We start from the raw sequence: 18,428 nt of genomic DNA, 5'->3' as shown, positions 1-18,428 counted from the left end.
CGGGTGGAAAAGTAGGACACCGCCGAACACAACATTAAGACCTGTGCCCCCCAAGAAATTGGGGGGCACAGGCATTTGTGCACCAGGTTGGCCGACGTCGTCGGCTGCGCATCGAGATCATCTGCCGGCGCTGACACGTGTCAAGATTTGCCGAGGAATCTATTGCGTGGGTCACTCCTGAGGGTTACCGTTAAGGTTCAATTAAGGATCTTTATAGGGAGGAACCGCGTGCGAGTTAACGCTTGCTTACCGCTTGTTGCCACTGTTGCTGCTGCCAGTGTCTTCGCGGGTGCCCCTGTTGTCTCACCCGTGGCGTATGCCCAGCCGCCGGCGTTTGTCCTGACCGGCAACGGCACGTCGCTCGGCGGCGGAGATGCGCTCATCATGGGTGGTACGGGTATTCCGCAGCCACCGCAGTCCTATCTGGATGCCGTGAACGAACTCTTCTTGGCGCCGCATGGATTCACCGGCAACCTGGTATCGCAGTGGGGCCCGGAGAACGTCAGTGAGACGTCGAGTGCGGTCGGTCTGCGGGCGCTGGAGAACGCGATCGCTGAGCGGCTTAACGCCGGCACGGTGGATGCCAACAACCCGATCGTGGTGTTCGGCTACTCCCAGAGTGGGGGGATTGCGGCCAATCTGGTGAATTGGTTGGAAGAGAACGACGTGTCCAATGACCTCGTTCGGTTCGTGACGATTGGTTCCATGGGCGCCGCCCGGGTCGATCTCGACGGCTACTACACCGACGCCTACAACTACGAATACGACCCGGTCGGGGTCAAGCCGATTTACGACAATCCACTGTCGCAGCTCAACTCGGCGCTCGGTTTCATCTACGGGCACTCGGTGTATTTGAGCGCGACCCCGGAGCAGATTGCGAACGCCATCGAACTGCCGGTCGCCGACCCTGACTCACTGACCACGTTCCACATGATCCCGTCCGAGATCCTGCCGCTGCTGGCACCGCTGCAGTTACTCCCGATCATCGGAATGCCGCTCTACGAACTGCTGGAGCCTGTCACCCGGATCCTGGTGAACCTCGGCTACGGCAGTATCGACCACGGCTGGCCGCCGGGAGACGTCGACGAGTGGCCTACTGGTGGTGGCCTCTTCCCGCCCAACATCGACTTAGGTGATCTGCTTTCCGCGCTGGGCAAGGCAACGCTTGACGGGATCAGCAACTCCATCTCCAGTTGGTTCGACCTGGACACCTACACGCTCTACTCCCTTCAGGATCACCCGTCGTTGGCCGGAATCGTCAACGAGGGATACCTCGCGGGCTACCTCGACTCGCCGCATCCATCGCTGGAGGAGGCACTGACCGGGCTGTCCAACTTCTTGGCGGCATTCACGAACCAAGATGTGTTCCCGATGCCCGACCCGATCGACATCATCGGCTAGGCAGCTGATACCCGAGATTCGGGGCCGGAACCACCCGTGTGGGGTTCCGGCCCCGGCTCGTTTCACGATCAGTCGAACAGGGTGGCGTGGCTGTGCTGCTGTTCGAGGCCCAGCAGCGCTCGCTTGCGGTCGATGCCGCCGCCGTACCCGGTGAGGCTGCCGTTGCTTCCAATCACCCGGTGGCACGGGACGATGATCGAGATCGGGTTGCGGCCGTTGGCGAGGCCGACAGCGCGCGAGGCGGTCGGGGACCCGATCTGGCTCGCCAGCTGTCCGTAGGAGCGGGTCTGGCCGTACGGGATCGTCAGTAGGGCCGTCCACACCCGGCGTTGAAAGTCGGTGCCGGCCATCTCATAGGTCAGGTCGAATTCGGTGAGGTCGCCGGCGAAGTAGGCCGCGAGTTGCTCCACCACATCCGGGAACGCGGTGTCATCGCGTGCCCAGCCCGTGCGGCTGGGGGCGTGCGAATGATCCAGCATCAAGAGATGACTGAGCTTGCCGTCAGTGCCTGCCAGGGTCAGCGGACCGATGGGACTGTCGATGATGCGCTGAGTGGTCATGCGATCTCCTTCGTGGCCGGAGGCCAGTCGTTCACGGCGTGATCGAGGCTGGCCCACAGATGCTGGGTGGCATAGGAGCGCCACGGTCGCCAGCGCGCACTGCGCTGGATCAGGGCTTGCGGGGTGTCAGGCAGGCCGTACCGGCGGGCGGCCACCTGTACTCCGAGGTCGGTGACGGGAAACGCATCGGGGTCGCCCAACCCGCGCATGGCGATGACCTCGGCGGTCCAGGCTCCGATTCCCGGCAGCGCCATCAGGTCGTGGCGCGCCTGTTCCCAGTCGCAGCCCGCGCTCAGGCCGAGGGTGCCGTCGGCCAATCCCGCGACCAGGGTGAGCAGCGTTCGCCGGCGGGCTAGGGGAAGGGCGAGCTGATCGGGATCGATGTCGGCGAGGCGTTCCACCGACGGAAAGACATGCGTGAGCCCGCCGTCTGGATCGTCGAGTTGTTGTCCGTGGGCACGCACCAGTCGGTGTGCGTGAGTGCGTGCCGCTTTGGTCGACACCTGCTGGCTGAGCACCACCCGCACCGCGAGCTCGGCTTCGTCGACGGTCCGCGGAATGCGTTGCCCGGGCGCCTTAGTCACCAGCGGCGCCAGATCGGGATCGGCCGTGAGGGCCTCGACGACGGCTTCGGGATCAGCATCGAGGTCCAGCAGCCGTCGACAGCGGGTGATCGCGGCCGTGAGATCGCGGAAGTCGTCGAGCACGAGTCGGCAGCTGACGTGGTCGGGGGCCGGGCGCAGGCTGACGATGCCGTTGCCGTGCGGCAGCCGCAGGGTGCGCCGGTAAGCGCCGTCGCGGACTTCCTCACAGCCGGGTACCGCGCAAGCCGCCAGGTGCCCGAATACGCCCTCGAATGCGAACGGAGTGCGCACCGGCAGGCGGAGCGACAGGGCGCCCGGACCGGGGGCCTCGCGGTCGGAGGTGGCTCGCGACCGCGAGGCGGCATTGCTGCGCAACACCGTCGGCGTCGTGGCGCACACGGCACGGATCGTGTCATTGAACTGCCGGATACTGGCGAATCCGGCGGCGAATGCGACGTCACTCAGAGGCAGGTCGGTGGTCTCGATCAGGACGCGGGCGGTCTGTGTGCGCTGTGCGCGGGCCAGTGCCAGCGGGCCGGCACCGACCTCGGCCTGGAGCAATCGCTGCAGCTGGCGGGCCGAGTAGCCGAGGTGTCCGGCAAGCCCGCTTACCCCCTCCCGATCGACCGTGCCGTCGGCGATCAGGCGCATGGCCCGCCCCACGACGTCGCCGCGGACGTTCCATTCCGGCGAACCCGCCGCGGCATCTGGGCGGCAACGCTTACAGGCGCGGAAACCGGCTCGCTGTGCTGCGGCGGCGGTGGGGTAGAACTCCACATTCGGCGGCAGCGGCGTGCGTGCCGGGCAACTGGGCCGGCAATAGATCCCCGTCGTGAGCACCGCGGTGATGAACCAGCCGTCGAATCGGGCGTCCTTGGACTTCACGGCGCGATAGCAGCGGTCGAAGTCGTCATGCACATTTCCACGATGACACGCGGCGGCCGACGACACTAGCGGGAAAGCGACACGACAGTGCCGGGCCGTTGACGAGGCTGCGGGCTAGCATCGGTGCGTGGCGGCACTGGTACAGCGGTATTTGGACGGGATTCTTGCCGAGCATGCCGGGGCGAATCAGGGGGCACTGGCGAGCTACATTCCGGAATTGGCCGAAGTCGATCCCACGGGGTTCGGCCTGGCATTGTCCTCGTCCGACGGCTACGTCTACGAATCCGGCGACGCCGACGTGCAATTCACCATGCAGTCCATCTCCAAGCCGTTCACCTACGCGCTCGCCCTCGATCAGCTGGGCCAAGCGGACGTCGACGCGCGGATCGGCGTGGAACCCTCCGGTGAGGGCTTCAACAAGATCAGCGTCGATCAGGTCACCAATGTCCCGAAGAACCCCATGATCAATGCCGGTGCCATCGTGGCGTGCTCCTTGATTCCCGGGAGAACCGTCGAGGACCGGTTCGGTCTTGTTCGGGAGTTCTTCAGCGCCTGCGCCGGACGAAGCCTGGACTTCGACGAGGCCGTGTACCAGTCCGAGCGGGCGAGCGGCAGCCGTAACCGCGGGATCGCTTATCTGCTGGATAGTTTCGGTGCCTTGGGCGCCGACCCCGACGATGCCCTGGATCTCTACATCCGCCAGTGTTCGCTGAAGGTCACCAGCACCGATCTGGCGCGGATGGCGGCGACGCTGGCGCGCGGCGGCCTCAACCCATTGACCGGGCGGCAGGTGACCGATGCCGCGGTGGTGCGGCGCACGCTGTCGGTGATGGTGACCTGCGGTATGTACGATGCCGCCGGCGCGTGGGTCAGTGCGGTCGGGATGCCGGCCAAGAGCGGTGTGGCCGGTGGCATCGTGGCGGTGCTGCCCGGACAGCTCGGAATCGGCGTCTATTCGCCGCGGATCGACGCCAAGGGCAACAGCGTGCGTGGGATGCTGGTGTGCCGCAGCCTTTCCCATCAGCTCGGCCTGCACTTCCTGACGGTGAGCAGTGAAGCTCATGCGGCGATTCGTGGGGTGTACACCCCACGGCCGGGCGTTCGGGTCTACGAGGTGCACGGCGACCTGCTGTTCGCCGGGGCAGAACAGGTGGCCCGCACGGCAACCCGTGAATGTGTCGAATTCGACACCGCAATCCTCGACGTCTCCCGGTTGCACACGATCAGCGAGCCGGCACGCGGCCTGCTTGCGGGACTCTCCGAGGAGTTGCGGGCACTGGACAAGCAGGGTCTGCTCGTCGATCCCAACGGATCGGTGACGCCCGACCCGGCGGCCTATGCCGGGCTGGTGTTCGCCACGGTCGAGGATGCGCTGGCGGCCACCGAGACGTGGGCGGGGGAGTAGCTTGCGTTACAGCGGGCTGGCCAACACCGTGGGCATTTCGTAGCCGCGCAACACGATCGAATCGCCCACCACCCAATGGGCCTGCTCGCTGATGCTGGCCGCGTACATGGTTTTGGCCGTCGTCAACACTGGCAGCGGTTGGGTCTTTGCCAATTCGCACAGCCGGGCGGCCTCGTTGACCGGCTCTCCGATCACGGTGTACTCGAAACGCTCTTTGGCGCCGACGTTTCCGGCCACGACCTGACCGGCCGCCACACCGATGCCCGCCCGGATCTCCGGCACCTCGGCGGCCAGGCGATACAGGATGCCCCGGGCCGCGGCCAACGCGTTGTCCTCGGGCTGGTCGAGGTGGTTCGGGGCGCCGAAGATCGCCAGGGTGGCGTCGCCCTCGAACTTGTTGATCAGTCCCTGATGGCGGTCGACTTCGTCGACGACGACGGCGAAGAACCGGTTCAGCAGGGTGACGACCTCGGTAGCCGGCTTGGCGGTCACGATCTGCGTCGAGCCGACGATATCGACGAAAATGACTGCGACATGGCGCTCTTCGCCGCCCAGTTGTATCTGATCGCGCTCCGCGGCGGCGGCCACCTCACGCCCGACGTGGCGGCCGAACAGGTCGCGTACGCGTTCCCGCTCGCGCAGCCCGTGCACCATCGCGTTGAATCCGCTCTGCAGCTCACCGAGTTCGGTTCCGTCGAACACCACCAGATCGCCTTGCAGATTGCCCTGTTCGACGCGCCGCAGAGCCGCGCGGACCACGCGGACCGGCGTGGCGGTGAGCCAGGACAGGATCAGCATCAGCAGGAACCCGAAAACCAGCGTCGTCACCGAGGCGATCAACACGGCGATGCCGAACTGCGTCAACGTCAGGTTCTTCAGCAGCACCGCGAACAAGGCCGTCAGGCCGATCCCCAGAATGGGGACGCCCGAGGTGAGCAGCCAGACCATCATGGTCCGGCCCATGATGCCCGACAGGATTCGCCGCGGCGGCGGACCGGCGGCCAGCGCCTGCGCGGCCACCGGCCGCAACGCGAACTCGGTGAACAGATAGCAGGCGGTGGCCACCAGAATGCCGCACACACTCATCGTGAAGCCGATGATCGGGATGAAGATCTTGTCGTGTATGCCGTAGAGCGCGGTGAACAACACCGTCGCGACGCCCCACAGGGCCAGCACCACCTGCGCAACTCGCCACGGGGTCAGGAAGGCGTTGCGTTCGTCGTCGCGCGTCGGCGGCTGTTCCTTGATGGCCCAACGTAATTTCTTGATGGTGCGCCGGGTGATTCCATAGGTGCCGGCGACCACCGCGATCACCACGTAGGCCGGCACCAGCCCGAAGGTCAGCCACTTTGGAGCGTCGGTGAACACATTGGGCACCGGAAAGGCCACCGTCACCAGCAGGACATCCACGGCGACACCGAGCAGGTTCGTCCCCACCATGACGATGGTCAAGATGAACTGAATACGTATCCGGCGCAGGTACTGACTTTCAGACACCTGGCCTAACAGCCAGGAGCCGTATTCGGGTGTCTCGGGCAGCCGACCGCTCTGACGCGTGAGCATCTCCAGCGCGCGGCCCAGGCGTTGCGCGGTCGTCTTTGTCGGCTTCATCGTGGCGTAAGAATAATTGCTCGGCCCGGGCCTTTAAGGTGGATCGGATGCGACTCGTAATCGCCCAGTGCACCGTCGACTATGTCGGCCGGCTCACCGCGCACCTACCCTCTGCCCGGCGACTGCTGTTGTTGAAGGCCGACGGTTCGGTCAGCGTGCACGCCGACGACCGTGCCTATAAGCCGCTGAACTGGATGAGTCCGCCGTGCCGCTTGATCGAGGAGACCGGCGGCGAGTTGCCGGTCTGGGTGGTGGCGAACAACAAAACCGGCGACCAGCTGCGGATCACCATCGAGGAGATCGAGCACGACTCCAGCCACGAGCTGGGTGTCGATCCCGGGCTGGTGAAAGACGGCGTCGAGGCACAACTGCAGGCGCTGCTCGCCGAGCATGTCGAGCTGCTCGGCGAGGGCTACTCCCTGGTGCGCCGCGAATACATGACCGCGATCGGTCCGGTCGACCTGTTGTGTCGCGACGGAAACGGGCGCGCGGTCGCGGTGGAGATCAAGCGGCGCGGCGAGATAGATGGTGTGGAACAGCTCACCCGATACCTGGAGCTGCTCAACCGCGACAGCCTGCTCGCGCCGGTCAGTGGTGTGTTCGCCGCCCAGCAGATCAAGCCGCAGGCCCGCACGCTGGCCACCGACCGCGGTATTCGTTGCCTGACACTGGATTATGACGCGATGCGCGGCATGGACAGCGACGAATTCCGGCTGTTCTGATCGCTTGCCGGAATAGCAGCGCACCGTCGTGCGTTGGAGGACCGCATGGCACTCGATGATCTTTTCCAGCCGCTGACGATCCGCTCGCTGACCGTTCCCAACCGGTTCGCTATGGCGCCGATGACCCGTCAGGCTTCGCCGGGCGGTATTCCGGGCAGCGATGTGGCCGAGTACTACCGCCGCCGTGCCGCGGGCGGTGTGGGGCTGATCATCACCGAAGGCATCCGGCTGCCCGACCCGGCTGCGGGATTCCCGGTCAGCGTGCCGACGCTCGCCGGCGACGAGGTGCTCGCCGGATGGCGCCGGGTCGTCGACAGTGTCCACGCCGAGGGTGCAACGATCGCCGCGCAGTTGTGGCACCAGGGGATTGAGCGCCGCGATGACGACGGCGTGCAACCCGTCGGCCCGTCGGGTATCGACGGGCACGGGGAACCGCGGGGCCGCGCACTGCGAACCGAGGAACTCGCCGAAACCGCACAGCTGTACGCCACCGGCGCCGCCACCGCACGAGACCTCGGCTTCGACGCGGTGGAGATTCATGGCGCCCACGGCTACCTGCTCGATGAATTCTTCTGGGAGCGCACGAATCGACGTACCGACGGCTACGGCGGATCGCTGGCCGCTCGCACACGTTTCCCGGCCGAGGTGGTCGCGGCGGTGCGCGCCGCGGTCGGCCCGGACTATCCGATCATCTTCCGCTTCTCGCAATGGAAGGGCACCGACTACGCGGCGTCGATCGCCGAGGACCCGACACAGTTGCAGGAGCTGCTCACACCGCTGGTCGAGGCCGGCGTGGATGCCCTGCACCCCTCGACGCGCAGGCACTATGCCCCCGGGTTCCCCGACCATGACGGCGAATTGAGCCTCGCTGGGTGGACCAAGAAGGTGACCGGGGTGCCGGTCATCGCGGTCGGGTCGGTCGGGTTGCAGACACAGTTCCGCAGCGAGAAGCGTGGCGAGGTGATTGCGCCCGCGCCGGTCGACCGTCTGGTCGAACAGTTCGACGCCGGGGAGTTCGACGTGGTGGCCATCGGGCGCGCGCTGCTCGCCGACCCGGCATGGGTCAATCGGCTACGCGACGGCCAGCTGGACGGGTTCGGCGGCTACGACGCGGCGGCGGCGCTGTCCAAACTGGCCTGATGCGGGGTCACTAGGCTGATCGGCATGGCTCGTCGCCGCAGTCCGTCGCGTCGGCAACAGCCGCTACGGCCGCTGCCGCTACAACAGCGCGTGGAGACCGGCCCCGACGGCTACGAATACGTCGTCCTGCCGATTGCCGGCTCGCGGGCCGTGAAGGTCTACCGGTGTCCGGGGTGCGACCACGAAATCCGGTGCGGCATAGCGCATGTGGTGGTGTGGCTTGCCGAATTCGGCGACACCGAGGGCGATGATCGGCGACATTGGCATACGCCCTGTTGGGCTAACCGCAGCAACCGGGGTCCGACCCGAAAGTGGTCCTAAGAGGTCAGTGCGCTTCCGCGTTCGCGGCGGGCTCGACCAGCTCGACCAGCACCCCGCCGGCGTCCTTGGGGTGGATGAAGTTGATCCGCGAGTTCGACGTGCCGCGTCGCGGTACCTCGTAGAGCAGCCGGACGCCCTGCTCACGCAGCCGCTCAGAGAGCGCGTCGATGTCGCTGGTCCGGTAGGCCAGCTGCTGCAGGCCGGGGCCGCGCTTGTCCAGGAATTTCGCGATCGTCGACGACTCGTCGATCGGGGCCATCAGCTGAATCTGGGCGCTGCCGACCGGGGCGCCGCGCACCGCAAGCATCGCCTCGACGATGCCCTGCTCCTCGTTGACCTCTTCGTGCAGCACGATCATCCCGAGCTTGTCGTGGTACCACTTCTTGGCCACTTCCAGGTCCGGGACCGCGACACCGACGTGGTCGATCGCCGTCACCAAGGCCGAGGCCAGGGCGGGGCGTGCCTCACAGGGGTCAGCGACGGATTCGGTGGTCATAACGTAACGGTAACCTGAGCGGAAACATCGTGCTGCGCCGACCGGAAGATCGGCCCCTCATACCCGCCCGGGAGGTAGTCATGACGACATCGGTGATCGTTGCTGGGGCTCGGACCCCGATCGGCCGGCTGATGGGTTCGCTGAAGGATTTCTCCGGTAGCGACCTGGGGGCCGTCGCCATCGCGGGGGCGCTGGAGAAGGCGCAGGTACCGGCGTCGCTGGTGCAGTACGTGATCATGGGCCAGGTTCTCACCGCGGGAGCCGGCCAGATGCCGGCTCGGCAGGCGGCGGTGGGCGCGGGTATCGGTTGGGACGTGCCGACGCTGACCATCAACAAGATGTGTCTGTCCGGAATCAACGCCATCGCCATGGCTGACCAGCTGATTCGCGCCGGCGAATTCGACGTGGTGGTGGCCGGCGGGCAGGAGTCCATGAGCAAGGCTCCGCACCTGCTGCTGGACAGCCGGTCGGGCTACAAGTACGGCGACGTGACGGTGCGCGACCATCTGGCCTACGACGGTCTGCACGACGTCTTCACCGACCAGCCGATGGGTGCCCTCACCGAGCAGCGCAACGACGAGGACAAGTTCACCCGCGCAGAGCAGGACGAGTTCGCGGCCGAATCGCACCGCAAGGCCGCCGCGGCGTGGAAGGACGGCGTTTTCGCCGACGAGGTGGTGCCGGTCAAGATCCCGCAGCGTAAGGGGGATCCGCTGGAGTTCACCGAGGACGAGGGCATCCGGGCCAACACCACCGCGGACTCGCTGGGCGGTCTCAAGCCGGCATTCCGTTCCGGCGGCACCATCACCGCCGGCTCGTCGTCGCAGATCTCCGACGGTGCCGCCGCCGTGGTGGTGATGAGCAAGGCCAAGGCGCAGGAGCTGGGTCTGGACTGGCTCTGCGAGATCGGGGCGCACGGCGTCGTGGCCGGGCCGGATTCGACCCTGCAGTCCCAGCCGGCCAACGCGATCAAGAAGGCCATCGCCCGCGAGGGCATCACGGTCGACCAACTCGACGTGCTGGAGATCAACGAGGCGTTCGCGGCGGTCTCGCTGGCCTCGACCCGGGAACTCGGCGTGAACCCCGACGTCGTCAACGTGCACGGTGGCGCGATCGCCGTGGGCCACCCGATCGGGATGTCCGGGGCACGCATCACGCTGCACGCCGCCCTCGAGCTCAAGCGGCGTGGTTCGGGCTACGCGGTGGCCGCGCTCTGCGGGGCCGGTGGCCAGGGCGACGCACTCATCCTTCGCGCGGGGTAGCGCCTCCCTACGGTTGCGTAGGTTGCTGGCCCGCTCGTTTCCGCGCCGCAACGCCCCAGTGTGATCTTGGTCATAGTGGGATGGTCGGGCGGGAAAACGGCCGTCGGCGGCGCCGGGATGGCGGCGTGACAGACTTGACTGCGTGACGCGTCCTCGACCCCCCATCGGCCCGGCCTTGGCCGGAGCAGTGGACCTGTCCGGCCTCAAGAAGCCGGCACAATCCGGCGGTGCCGCCGGTAACGCCCCGGCCCCGCCGGGCGCCACCGAGATCACCGAGGCCAACTTCGAAGACGAGGTGCTGGTCCGGTCCAACCAAGTGCCGGTGGTGGTGCTGCTGTGGTCGCCGCGCAGTGAGGCCTGCATTCAGCTGGCCGATTCCCTCGCCGCGCTGGCCCAGGAGGACAACGCCGAGGGTGCGCCCAAGTGGTCGCTGGCGACGGTCAATGTCGACGTCGCCCCGCGGGTGGCGCAGGTGTTCGGCGTGGACGCGGTGCCGACCGTGATCGCGCTGGCCGCCGGCCAACCGATCACCAGCTTTCAGGGGCCCCAGCCGCCCGACCAGCTGCGGCGCTGGGTGGACTCGCTGGTGTCGGCCACCGCGGGCAAGCTTGCCGGCGGCGGTGACGCTGAGCAGCCCGAGCAGGTGGACCCAGTACTGGCGCAAGCCCGCGACCAACTCGACGCCGGTGACTTTCCCGCGGCGCGCGCCTCCTATCAGGCGTTGCTGGAGACCGACCCCAACCACGTCGAGGCCAAGGGGGCGCTGCGTCAGCTCAACTTCCTGGAACGCGCGACCGGTCGGCAACCCGATGCGCCGGCGCAGGCCGACGCCGATCCGGGCAACGTCGAGGCCGCCTTCGCCGCGGCCGACGTGCAGATCCTCAACCAGGACGTCACTGCGGCGTTCGACCGGCTGATCGCATTGGTGCGACGGACCGCCGGTGACGAGCGGACCGCGGTGCGGAGCCGTCTGGTGGAGCTGTTCGAGCTGTTCGATCCCGCCGACCCGGAGGTCGTCGCCGGCCGGCGCAGCCTGGCCAACGCGCTGTACTGACCCGGTGGGCCTCCGCTACTCGGGCGCCAGCCACACGGCCGATAGGGCCGGCAGCACCAGCACCGCGGAGGCCGGACGGCCATGCCACGGATCGTCGGTGGCCAAGACCCCGCCCAGGTTGCCCGCACCATAACCGCGGTAGCCGACCGCATCGGTGTTGAGCACCTCACGCCAGCGGCCGGCCCGGGGCAACCCCAGGTGGTAATCGGCATGGGTGACGCCGGCGAAATTGAACACACAGGCCAGCACTGACCCGTCGGTGCCGTAGCGCAGGAAGCTCAGCACGTTGTTGGCCGAGTCGTTGGCATCGATCCAGGAGTAGCCCCGCGGGTCGGCGTCCTGGGTCCACAAGGCGGGCAGGGCGCGGTAGTGGGCGTTGAGGTCGCTGACCAGGCGCAGGATGCCGGGGGAGTAGCCGTCGGGCTCACTCTCGGGGTCGAGCTGGAACCAATCGACGCCGCGTTCGTTGCACCACTCAGCGCGCTGGCCGAATTCCTGGCCCATGAACAGCAATTGCTTGCCGGGATGCGCCCACTGGTAGGCCAGCAGGGCGCGCAGGCCGGCAGCCTTGTGGTGGGCCTCTTGATAGCCGAAGCCGGGCATCCTGGACCACAGGGTGCCCTTGCCGTGCACCACCTCGTCGTGGCTGACCGGCAGCACGTAGTTCTCGCTGAACGCGTACAGCATCGAGAACGTCATGTTGTGGTGGTGGTAGCTGCGGTGCACCGGATCGTGGCCGAGGTAGGCCAGGGTGTCATGCATCCAGCCCATGTTCCATTTCATCGAAAATCCCAGTCCGCCAAGGCTGGTGTCCCGGGTGACTCCCGGCCAGGAGGTGGACTCCTCGGCGATGGTCACGATGCCCGGCGCGATCCGGTGGGTGGTCGCGTTCAACTCCTGCAGGAACTGCACCGCCTCCAGGTTCTCGCGGCCGCCGTGGATGTTGGGGGTCCACCCGCCGTGCGGGCGCGAATAGTCCAGGTAGAGCATCGATGCGACGGCGTCCACCCGCAGCCCGTCCACGTGGAACTCGGTCAGCCAATACAGCGCATTGGCGACCAGGAAGTTGCGGACCTCTGGGCGGCCGAAGTCGAAGACGTAGGTGCCCCAGTCGAGTTGCTCACCGCGGCGCGGATCGGAGTGCTCGTAGAGCGGAGTCCCGTCGAATCGGCCCAGTGCCCAGTCATCCTTGGGGAAGTGCGCCGGCACCCAGTCCACGATGACGCCGATACCGGCACCGTGCAGCGCGTCGACCAGCGCCCGGAAGTCGTCGGGGGTGCCGAACCGCGCGGTCGGCGCGTAGTACGACGTCACCTGGTATCCCCACGACCCGCCGAACGGATGCTCCGCTATCGGCAGCAGCTCGACATGGGTGAAGCCTTGCTGGACAACATATTCGGTGAGTTCGATCGCCAGCTGGCGGTAGGTGAGCCCCGGACGCCACGAGCCCAGATGCACCTCGTAGGTGCTCATCGGCTCGCTGACCGGGTCGCGCGTGGCGCGTTGTGCCATCCAGTCGGCGTCGTTCCAGGTGTAGTCGCTGATCGTCACCATCGATGCGGTGCGCGGCGGTACCTCGGTGGCGTAGGCGAACGGATCGGCCCGCTCGGTGACGGCGCCGTCGGCACCGTGGACGCGGAACTTGTAGAGGCCGGCGGTGGGGAAGTCGGGCCAGAACACTTCCCAGATGCCGGAGGAGCCCAACGACCTCAGCGGGGTGTCGTCACCGGCCCAGCCGTTGAAATCACCGATCAGACTCACCCCGGTGGCGTTGGGCGCCCACACCGCGAAGGACACGCCGGACACCTCGCCGTCGGGTGTGGTGAAGCTGCGGTGCTGAGCCCCCATCACCTCCCAGAGACGTTCGTGGCGTCCCTCGGCGAACAGATAGAGGTCGAATTCACCCAGGGTTGGTGCAAACCGGTACCCGTCGGCGACCGTCTGCACGCCGGTGGGCTCGGCGAACTCAGCTGTGTCCGGGTAGTGCACCTCGAGCCGGTAGTCGATGAGTCCGGTGAACGGCAGGGCCGCCGCGAACAACCCGGAGCCCAGATCGCGCATGGGGAAGCGTTCGGTACCGACGAGCAGCACTACGCGCCGAGCGCGCGGGCGCAGCGTCCGGACGACGGTGGTCTTGCCATATTCGTGAGCGCCCAGGACGGAGTGCGGATCGTGGTGTTCACCGTCGCGCAGCCGGGCCAGATCGGCAGGATGGGGTGCCAGGTGTCGGGTCATCGTGCTCATCAGCGGCGCAGCTGCTCGATGCGGGCACCGGCATTGATCGGCGGCATGGTGACGATGTGAGCGACCGCTCGTGCCGGGTCCAGCCGCACGTAATTGTCCTGGCCCCAGTTGTAGTCCTCGCCGCTGATCTGGTCACGCACCCAGAAGCGTTGGTAATCGGGCATTCCCAGTGCCCACATGTCCAGGTGCAGTGTCGCCTGCTCGGCGCCGAACGGATTCAGTGTGACGACCACCAGCACGGTGTCGCCGGTGGCCGGGTCGAACTTGCTGTAGGCCAGCAAAGCGTCATTGTCGACATGATGGAAGTGCACGGTGCGCAGCTGGTTGAACGCCGGATGCAGGCGTCGAATCTCGTTGAGCCGGGCGATGAACGGCTCCAGGGAGCGTCCTTCGGCTACAGCGCCGGCGAAGTCGCGGGGCCGAAGCTCGTACTTCTCCGAATCGAGGTACTCCTCGCTGCCCTCGTGCACTGCACGGTCCTCGAACAACTCGAATCCGGAGTACACGCCCCACGCCGGGCCCAGCGTCGCCGCCAGTACCGCACGAATGGCGAACATCCCGGGGCCGCCGTGCTGCAGGCTGGCGTGCAGGATGTCGGGGGTGTTGACGAACAGATTCGGCCGGCGGAAGTCGGCGAGCTCGGCGATCTGCTGGCCGAACTCGGTGAGCTCGGACTTCGTTGTCCGCCAGGTGAAGTACGAATAGGACTGGGTGAATCCCAGCTTGGCCAGTCCGTACTGGCGCGCCGGTGGGGTGAAAGCCTCGGACAGAAACAGCACATCCGGGTCGATGTTCTTGATGGCGGCGATCAACCAGAGCCAGAAGTCCGGGGGCTTGGTGTGCGGGTTGTCGACCCGAAAGATCTTCACCCCGTGTTCCATCCAGAACCGGACCACCCGCAGCACTTCCGCGTACAGGCCGGCCGGATCGTTGTCGAAGTTCAGCGGGTAGATGTCCTGGTACTTCTTCGGTGGGTTCTCCGCGTAGGCGATGGTGCCGTCAGGTAGCTCGGTGAACCATTCCCGATGCTGGGTGGCCCAGGGGTGATCCGGTGCGCACTGCAACGCCAGGTCCAGCGCGACCTCCAGGTCGAGCCGGTGCGCCGCAGCGACGAAGGCGTCGAAGTCGCCGATGTCGCCCAGTTCCGGATGCACTGCGTCGTGGCCGCCCTCGGCGCTGCCGATGGCCCACGGTGAACCCACATCACCGGGTTCGGCGGTCGCGGAGTTGTTGCGGCCCTTGCGGTGTACTCGGCCGATGGGGTGGACCGGTGGCAGGTACACCACGTCGAAACCCATCTCCGCGATCCGGGGCAGCGCCGCGGCCGCCGTGGCGAACGTGCCGTGCACGGGCGGGCCCTCGGCATCCCAGCCACCGGTAGAGCGTGGGAACATCTCGTACCATGCGCCGCGGCGCGCCAACGGCCGATCCACCCAGACCTGATACTCGACGCTGGGGGTGACCAGGTCACGCAGTGGATAACGGGCCAGCAGCTCGTCGAGTTCGGCAGACAGCGCCGGCGCCGCCCGCGACACCGGATCGCCTGGGGCACGCAACGCGGCGGCCGCCGCCAGCACCGGTTCACGCCGTGCGGATGGCACTCCGGCTGCGGCGCGGTCGAACAACGCGGCGCCGAGCAACAGATCATTGGACAGCTCGGCCGCGGCCTGGCCGGCATCGAGCTTGGCGGTCACCGCGTGCCGCCAGCTCTGCAGCGGATCCCCCCAGCCTTCGACGCGAAAAGTCCACAAGCCGACGGCGTCGGGAGTGAAGGCGCCGTGAAACACGTAGGCGTCGAACCCGGTATGCATGGGCAGCTGCAGTGCCGAGCCGGTCGAGGCCGCGGGCGGGGGATCGCCGGGCAGCGGGTAGCGGAGCCCCACGTAGCGCACCGCCAACGTCGCCGCGACGGCCTCGTGGCCTTCACGCCAGACCGTGGCCTTGACCGGCACGGTCTCACCGACCACGGCCTTGGCCGGGTAACGGCCGCAGGAGACGACCGGTTCGACATCGTCGACCTCGACTCGGCCAGCCACCGCACTCCGTTCGTCGTCGGGCTCTATGTGCCCACGTTAACCGTCCGTCGACGCCGACCGGAACCGAGCGAGGTGTTCACAACCGAATCTCGGCAGCCTCAGCTTCGGTAAGGTGGCGACAGTGAAGGCCCTCCGCCGGTTCACCGTTCGCGCCCACCTGCCCCAGAGACTGCTGGCACTCGAGCAGCTGTCGATGAACCTGCGCTGGTCGTGGGAGCAGCCGACTCAGGAACTGTTCGCCGCCATCGACCCCGAATTGTGGGACGGGTGTGGGCGTGACCCGGTAGCGCTGCTGGGAGCGGTCAGCCCCGCGCGGCTCGAGGAGCTGTCCGCCGATCAGGAGTTCACCGGCCGGCTGGACGCGCTGTCTGCCGACCTCACGGCGTACTTGACCAGGCCGAGGTGGTACCAGCACCAGCAGGACGGCGGGGCGGCGCTGCCGGCGGCGATCGCCTACTTCTCGATGGAATTCGGTGTCGCCGAAGCTCTGCCCAACTACTCGGGCGGCCTGGGGATCTTGGCCGGGGATCACCTCAAGTCGGCGTCGGACCTGGGCGTGCCGTTGATTGCGGTGGGGCTGTACTACCGGTCCGGGTATTTCCGTCAAGCGCTGACCGCCGACGGCTGGCAGCGCGAGACCTATCCGGCACTGGACCCGCAGGGGCTGCCGTTGCGGCTGCTGGTCGATACCGACGGCAGACCGGTGCTGATCGACGTGGCATTGCCGGGTGCCGGTCGGCTGCGGGCCCGCATCTGGGTGGCACAGGTCGGCCGAGTGCCGTTGCTGCTGCTCGATTCCGACATCGGCGAGAACCCGCACCAGCTGCGCGGAATCACCGACCGGTTGTACGGCGGCGACCAGGAGCACCGGATCCGGCAGGAAATCCTGGCTGGCATCGGCGGCGTGCGGGCGATCCGCGAATTCACCCGTTTGCAGGGCATGCCCGATCCCGAGGTCTTTCACATGAACGAGGGGCATGCGGGGTTCCTCGGCGTCGAACGCATCCGTGAGCTGATCGCCGAACAGGGCCTGGATTTCGACACCGCGCTGGCTGTGGTCCGTTCGGCGACCGTGTTCACCACCCACACCCCGGTTCCGGCCGGAATCGACCGATTCCCCGCCGACATGGTGCGCCGGTACTTCGACGACAGCGTTGACGCCTTGGTCGCCGGCGTGCCCACCGAGCGGATCATGGAACTGGGCGTGGAACACGATCCCGCCATGTTCAACATGGCCCATATGGGCCTGCGGCTGGCGCAGCGCGCCAACGGCGTCTCGCGGCTGCACGGCCGGGTCAGCCGGGTCATGTTCAACGACCTGTGGCCCGGGTTCGACGGCGACGAAGTGCCGATCGGCTCGATCACCAACGGGGTGCACGCGCCGAGTTGGGCTGCGCCGCCGTGGCTGCAGCTCAGTCGCGACGTGGCTGCTCCCGACTCGTTCAGCGAACCGGCGGCTTGGCAGCGTCTTCAGCAGGTCGATCCGGTGTCGCTGTGGTCCATCCGCTCGCAGCTGCGGGCGCTGCTCGTCGACGAGGTCCGGTTGCGGCTGTTGCAGTCGGGGCTGGAACGCGGCTCCTCGGAAGCCGAGTTGGGCTGGATCGCCACGGCATTCGACCCAGACGTGTTGACCATCGGCTTCGCCCGCCGGGTGCCGACGTACAAGCGGTTGACGCTGATGCTGCGTGATCCCGACCGACTGGAGCAACTGCTGCTCGATGAGCAGCGCCCCGTCCAGCTGATCGTTGCCGGCAAGTCCCATCCGGCCGACAACGACGGCAAGGCGCTGATTCAGCAGGTGGTGCGGTTCGCCGACCGCCCGGAGGTGCGGCACCGCATCGCATTCCTACCCGACTACGACATGTCCATGGCGCGGCGCCTCTACTCCGGATGCGATGTCTGGCTGAACAATCCGCTGCGCCCGTTGGAGGCCTGTGGTACCTCGGGAATGAAGAGCGCGCTCAACGGCGGGCTGAACCTGTCGATTCGCGACGGCTGGTGGGATGAGTGGTTCGACGGCCAGAACGGCTGGGCGATTCCCACCGCGGACGGCGTCGCCGACGAGAATCGGCGTGACGATCTGGAAGCCGCGGCGCTCTACGACCTGCTGGCGTCATCGGTGGTACCGAGGTTCTATGAACGCGACGACCGGGGCGTGCCGCCGCGATGGATGGAGATGGTGCACCACACGCTGCAGACGCTGGGACCGAAGGTGCTGGCGTCGCGGATGGTGCACGACTACGTGGAGCAGTGTTATGCCCCGGCCGCTCAGTCGGTGCGGCGCACCTGCGAGCCGATCGACGGCGTGCCCTACGGTGCGGCGCGTCAGCTGGCCGACTACCGGCGCCGAGCCGAAGCGGCCTGGCCGCACATCCAGATCACCGACGTCGACAGCACCGGGTTGCCCGACGCGCCCTGGTTGGGGTCGGAGCTGACGCTGACCGCCTCAGTGCGGCTGGCCGGGCTGCGGCCGGACGAGGTGGTGGTGCAGGCGGTGCTGGGCCGGGTGGATTCCGGTGACACCCTGCTGGAGCCGGTCACGGTGGCAATGTCGCACGCTCACACCGACACTGACGGCACGGAAGTGTTCTCCACGACCAGCCGGCTACCGGTCGCCGGATCGGTGGGCTACACCGTGCGGGTGCTGCCGTGCCATCCGTTGCTGTCCGGTGACGCCGAGCTGGGATTGGTCACGTTGGCCTGAGTG

At 67.1% G+C, this 18,428-nt stretch carries 14 protein-coding genes; 8 read left to right on the top strand and 6 right to left on the bottom strand.

The window, feature by feature from the left end; translation table 11 throughout:
* The first annotated feature begins 309 nt into the window (after nucleotides 1–309).
* Nucleotides 310–1,401 (top strand): PE-PPE domain-containing protein, encoded by a 1,092-nt coding sequence (locus ACJH5R_RS22555; protein WP_406760053.1) that lies wholly within the window; start codon nucleotides 310–312, stop codon nucleotides 1,399–1,401.
* Between the two features lie 68 nt (nucleotides 1,402–1,469).
* Here the strand turns inward: ACJH5R_RS22555 and ACJH5R_RS22550 are convergent, their stop codons facing one another.
* Complete coding sequence (locus tag ACJH5R_RS22550) at nucleotides 1,470–1,961, bottom strand: methylated-DNA--[protein]-cysteine S-methyltransferase (RefSeq protein ID WP_406782989.1); 492 nt, start codon at nucleotides 1,959–1,961, stop codon at nucleotides 1,470–1,472.
* Complete coding sequence (locus ACJH5R_RS22545; RefSeq protein WP_406782988.1) at nucleotides 1,958–3,463, bottom strand: AlkA N-terminal domain-containing protein; 1,506 nt, start codon at nucleotides 3,461–3,463, stop codon at nucleotides 1,958–1,960. The genes ACJH5R_RS22550 and ACJH5R_RS22545 overlap by 4 nt, the downstream gene beginning before the upstream one ends.
* A 94-nt stretch (nucleotides 3,464–3,557) precedes the next feature.
* On the opposite strand from ACJH5R_RS22545, the gene glsA reads away from it, so the two are divergent.
* Nucleotides 3,558–4,835 (top strand): glutaminase A, encoded by a 1,278-nt coding sequence (gene glsA / locus ACJH5R_RS22540; RefSeq protein ID WP_406782987.1) that lies wholly within the window; start codon nucleotides 3,558–3,560, stop codon nucleotides 4,833–4,835.
* Nucleotides 4,836–4,841: 6 nt separating this feature from the next.
* On the opposite strand, the gene ACJH5R_RS22535 is transcribed toward glsA, so the two are convergent.
* Entirely contained in the window at nucleotides 4,842–6,446 is a 1,605-nt protein-coding gene (locus tag ACJH5R_RS22535; RefSeq protein ID WP_406782986.1) for an adenylate/guanylate cyclase domain-containing protein, read from the bottom strand.
* A gap of 47 nt (nucleotides 6,447–6,493) precedes the next feature.
* On the opposite strand from ACJH5R_RS22535, the gene nucS reads away from it, so the two are divergent.
* The 3 genes from nucS to ACJH5R_RS22520 are packed head-to-tail and all read left to right on the top strand — an operon-like array spanning nucleotide 6,494 to nucleotide 8,629.
* On the top strand, nucleotides 6,494–7,168 hold the full coding sequence (nucS, locus tag ACJH5R_RS22530; protein WP_406782985.1) for an endonuclease NucS: 675 nt from the start codon (nucleotides 6,494–6,496) through the stop codon (nucleotides 7,166–7,168).
* Between the two features lie 45 nt (nucleotides 7,169–7,213).
* The gene (locus ACJH5R_RS22525) at nucleotides 7,214–8,308 is read left to right on the top strand and encodes an NADH:flavin oxidoreductase (protein WP_406782984.1); all 1,095 of its coding nucleotides are present in this window, start codon (nucleotides 7,214–7,216) and stop codon (nucleotides 8,306–8,308) included.
* A 24-nt stretch (nucleotides 8,309–8,332) separates the two neighbouring features.
* Nucleotides 8,333–8,629: a hypothetical protein gene (locus tag ACJH5R_RS22520; protein WP_406782983.1), complete on the top strand. Its 297-nt coding sequence runs from the start codon at nucleotides 8,333–8,335 to the stop codon at nucleotides 8,627–8,629.
* Nucleotides 8,630–8,633: 4 nt separating this feature from the next.
* Here ACJH5R_RS22520 and mce read toward each other — a convergent pair whose 3' ends face one another.
* Nucleotides 8,634–9,125, bottom strand: a complete 492-nt coding sequence (gene mce / locus ACJH5R_RS22515; RefSeq protein WP_406760063.1) for a methylmalonyl-CoA epimerase — start codon at nucleotides 9,123–9,125, stop codon at nucleotides 8,634–8,636.
* Between the two features lie 80 nt (nucleotides 9,126–9,205).
* Here mce and ACJH5R_RS22510 point away from each other — a divergent pair, with 80 nt between their 5' ends.
* Together ACJH5R_RS22510 and ACJH5R_RS22505 are read left to right on the top strand one after the other, a co-directional pair.
* Nucleotides 9,206–10,387, top strand: a complete 1,182-nt coding sequence (locus ACJH5R_RS22510) for an acetyl-CoA C-acetyltransferase (RefSeq protein ID WP_406760064.1) — start codon at nucleotides 9,206–9,208, stop codon at nucleotides 10,385–10,387.
* Nucleotides 10,388–10,529: 142 nt separating this feature from the next.
* Nucleotides 10,530–11,441, top strand: a complete 912-nt coding sequence (locus ACJH5R_RS22505) for a co-chaperone YbbN (RefSeq protein ID WP_406760065.1) — start codon at nucleotides 10,530–10,532, stop codon at nucleotides 11,439–11,441.
* A gap of 15 nt (nucleotides 11,442–11,456) precedes the next feature.
* Here the strand turns inward: ACJH5R_RS22505 and glgB are convergent, their stop codons facing one another.
* Together glgB and ACJH5R_RS22495 are read right to left on the bottom strand one after the other, a co-directional pair.
* Nucleotides 11,457–13,685, bottom strand: coding sequence for a 1,4-alpha-glucan branching protein GlgB (gene glgB, locus ACJH5R_RS22500; protein WP_406782982.1), 2,229 nt, complete (start codon nucleotides 13,683–13,685; stop codon nucleotides 11,457–11,459).
* Nucleotides 13,685–15,721, bottom strand: a complete 2,037-nt coding sequence (locus tag ACJH5R_RS22495) for an alpha-1,4-glucan--maltose-1-phosphate maltosyltransferase (RefSeq protein ID WP_406782981.1) — start codon at nucleotides 15,719–15,721, stop codon at nucleotides 13,685–13,687. The genes glgB and ACJH5R_RS22495 overlap by 1 nt, the downstream gene beginning before the upstream one ends.
* A 121-nt stretch (nucleotides 15,722–15,842) precedes the next feature.
* Between ACJH5R_RS22495 and glgP the strand changes: the two genes are divergently transcribed.
* Nucleotides 15,843–18,425 carry an alpha-glucan family phosphorylase gene (gene glgP / locus ACJH5R_RS22490; protein ID WP_406782980.1) on the top strand — a complete coding sequence of 861 codons (2,583 nt, stop codon included), beginning with the start codon at nucleotides 15,843–15,845 and terminating at the stop codon, nucleotides 18,423–18,425.
* Nucleotides 18,426–18,428: the final 3 nt, after the last annotated feature.

It is taken from the genome of Mycobacterium sp. SMC-19 (genome assembly GCF_045310815.1).
In the GTDB taxonomy this organism is placed as follows: domain Bacteria; phylum Actinomycetota; class Actinomycetes; order Mycobacteriales; family Mycobacteriaceae; genus Mycobacterium.
Note: the sequence above shows the minus strand (reverse complement) of the source record. Positions and strands in the feature narration are given on the sequence as shown.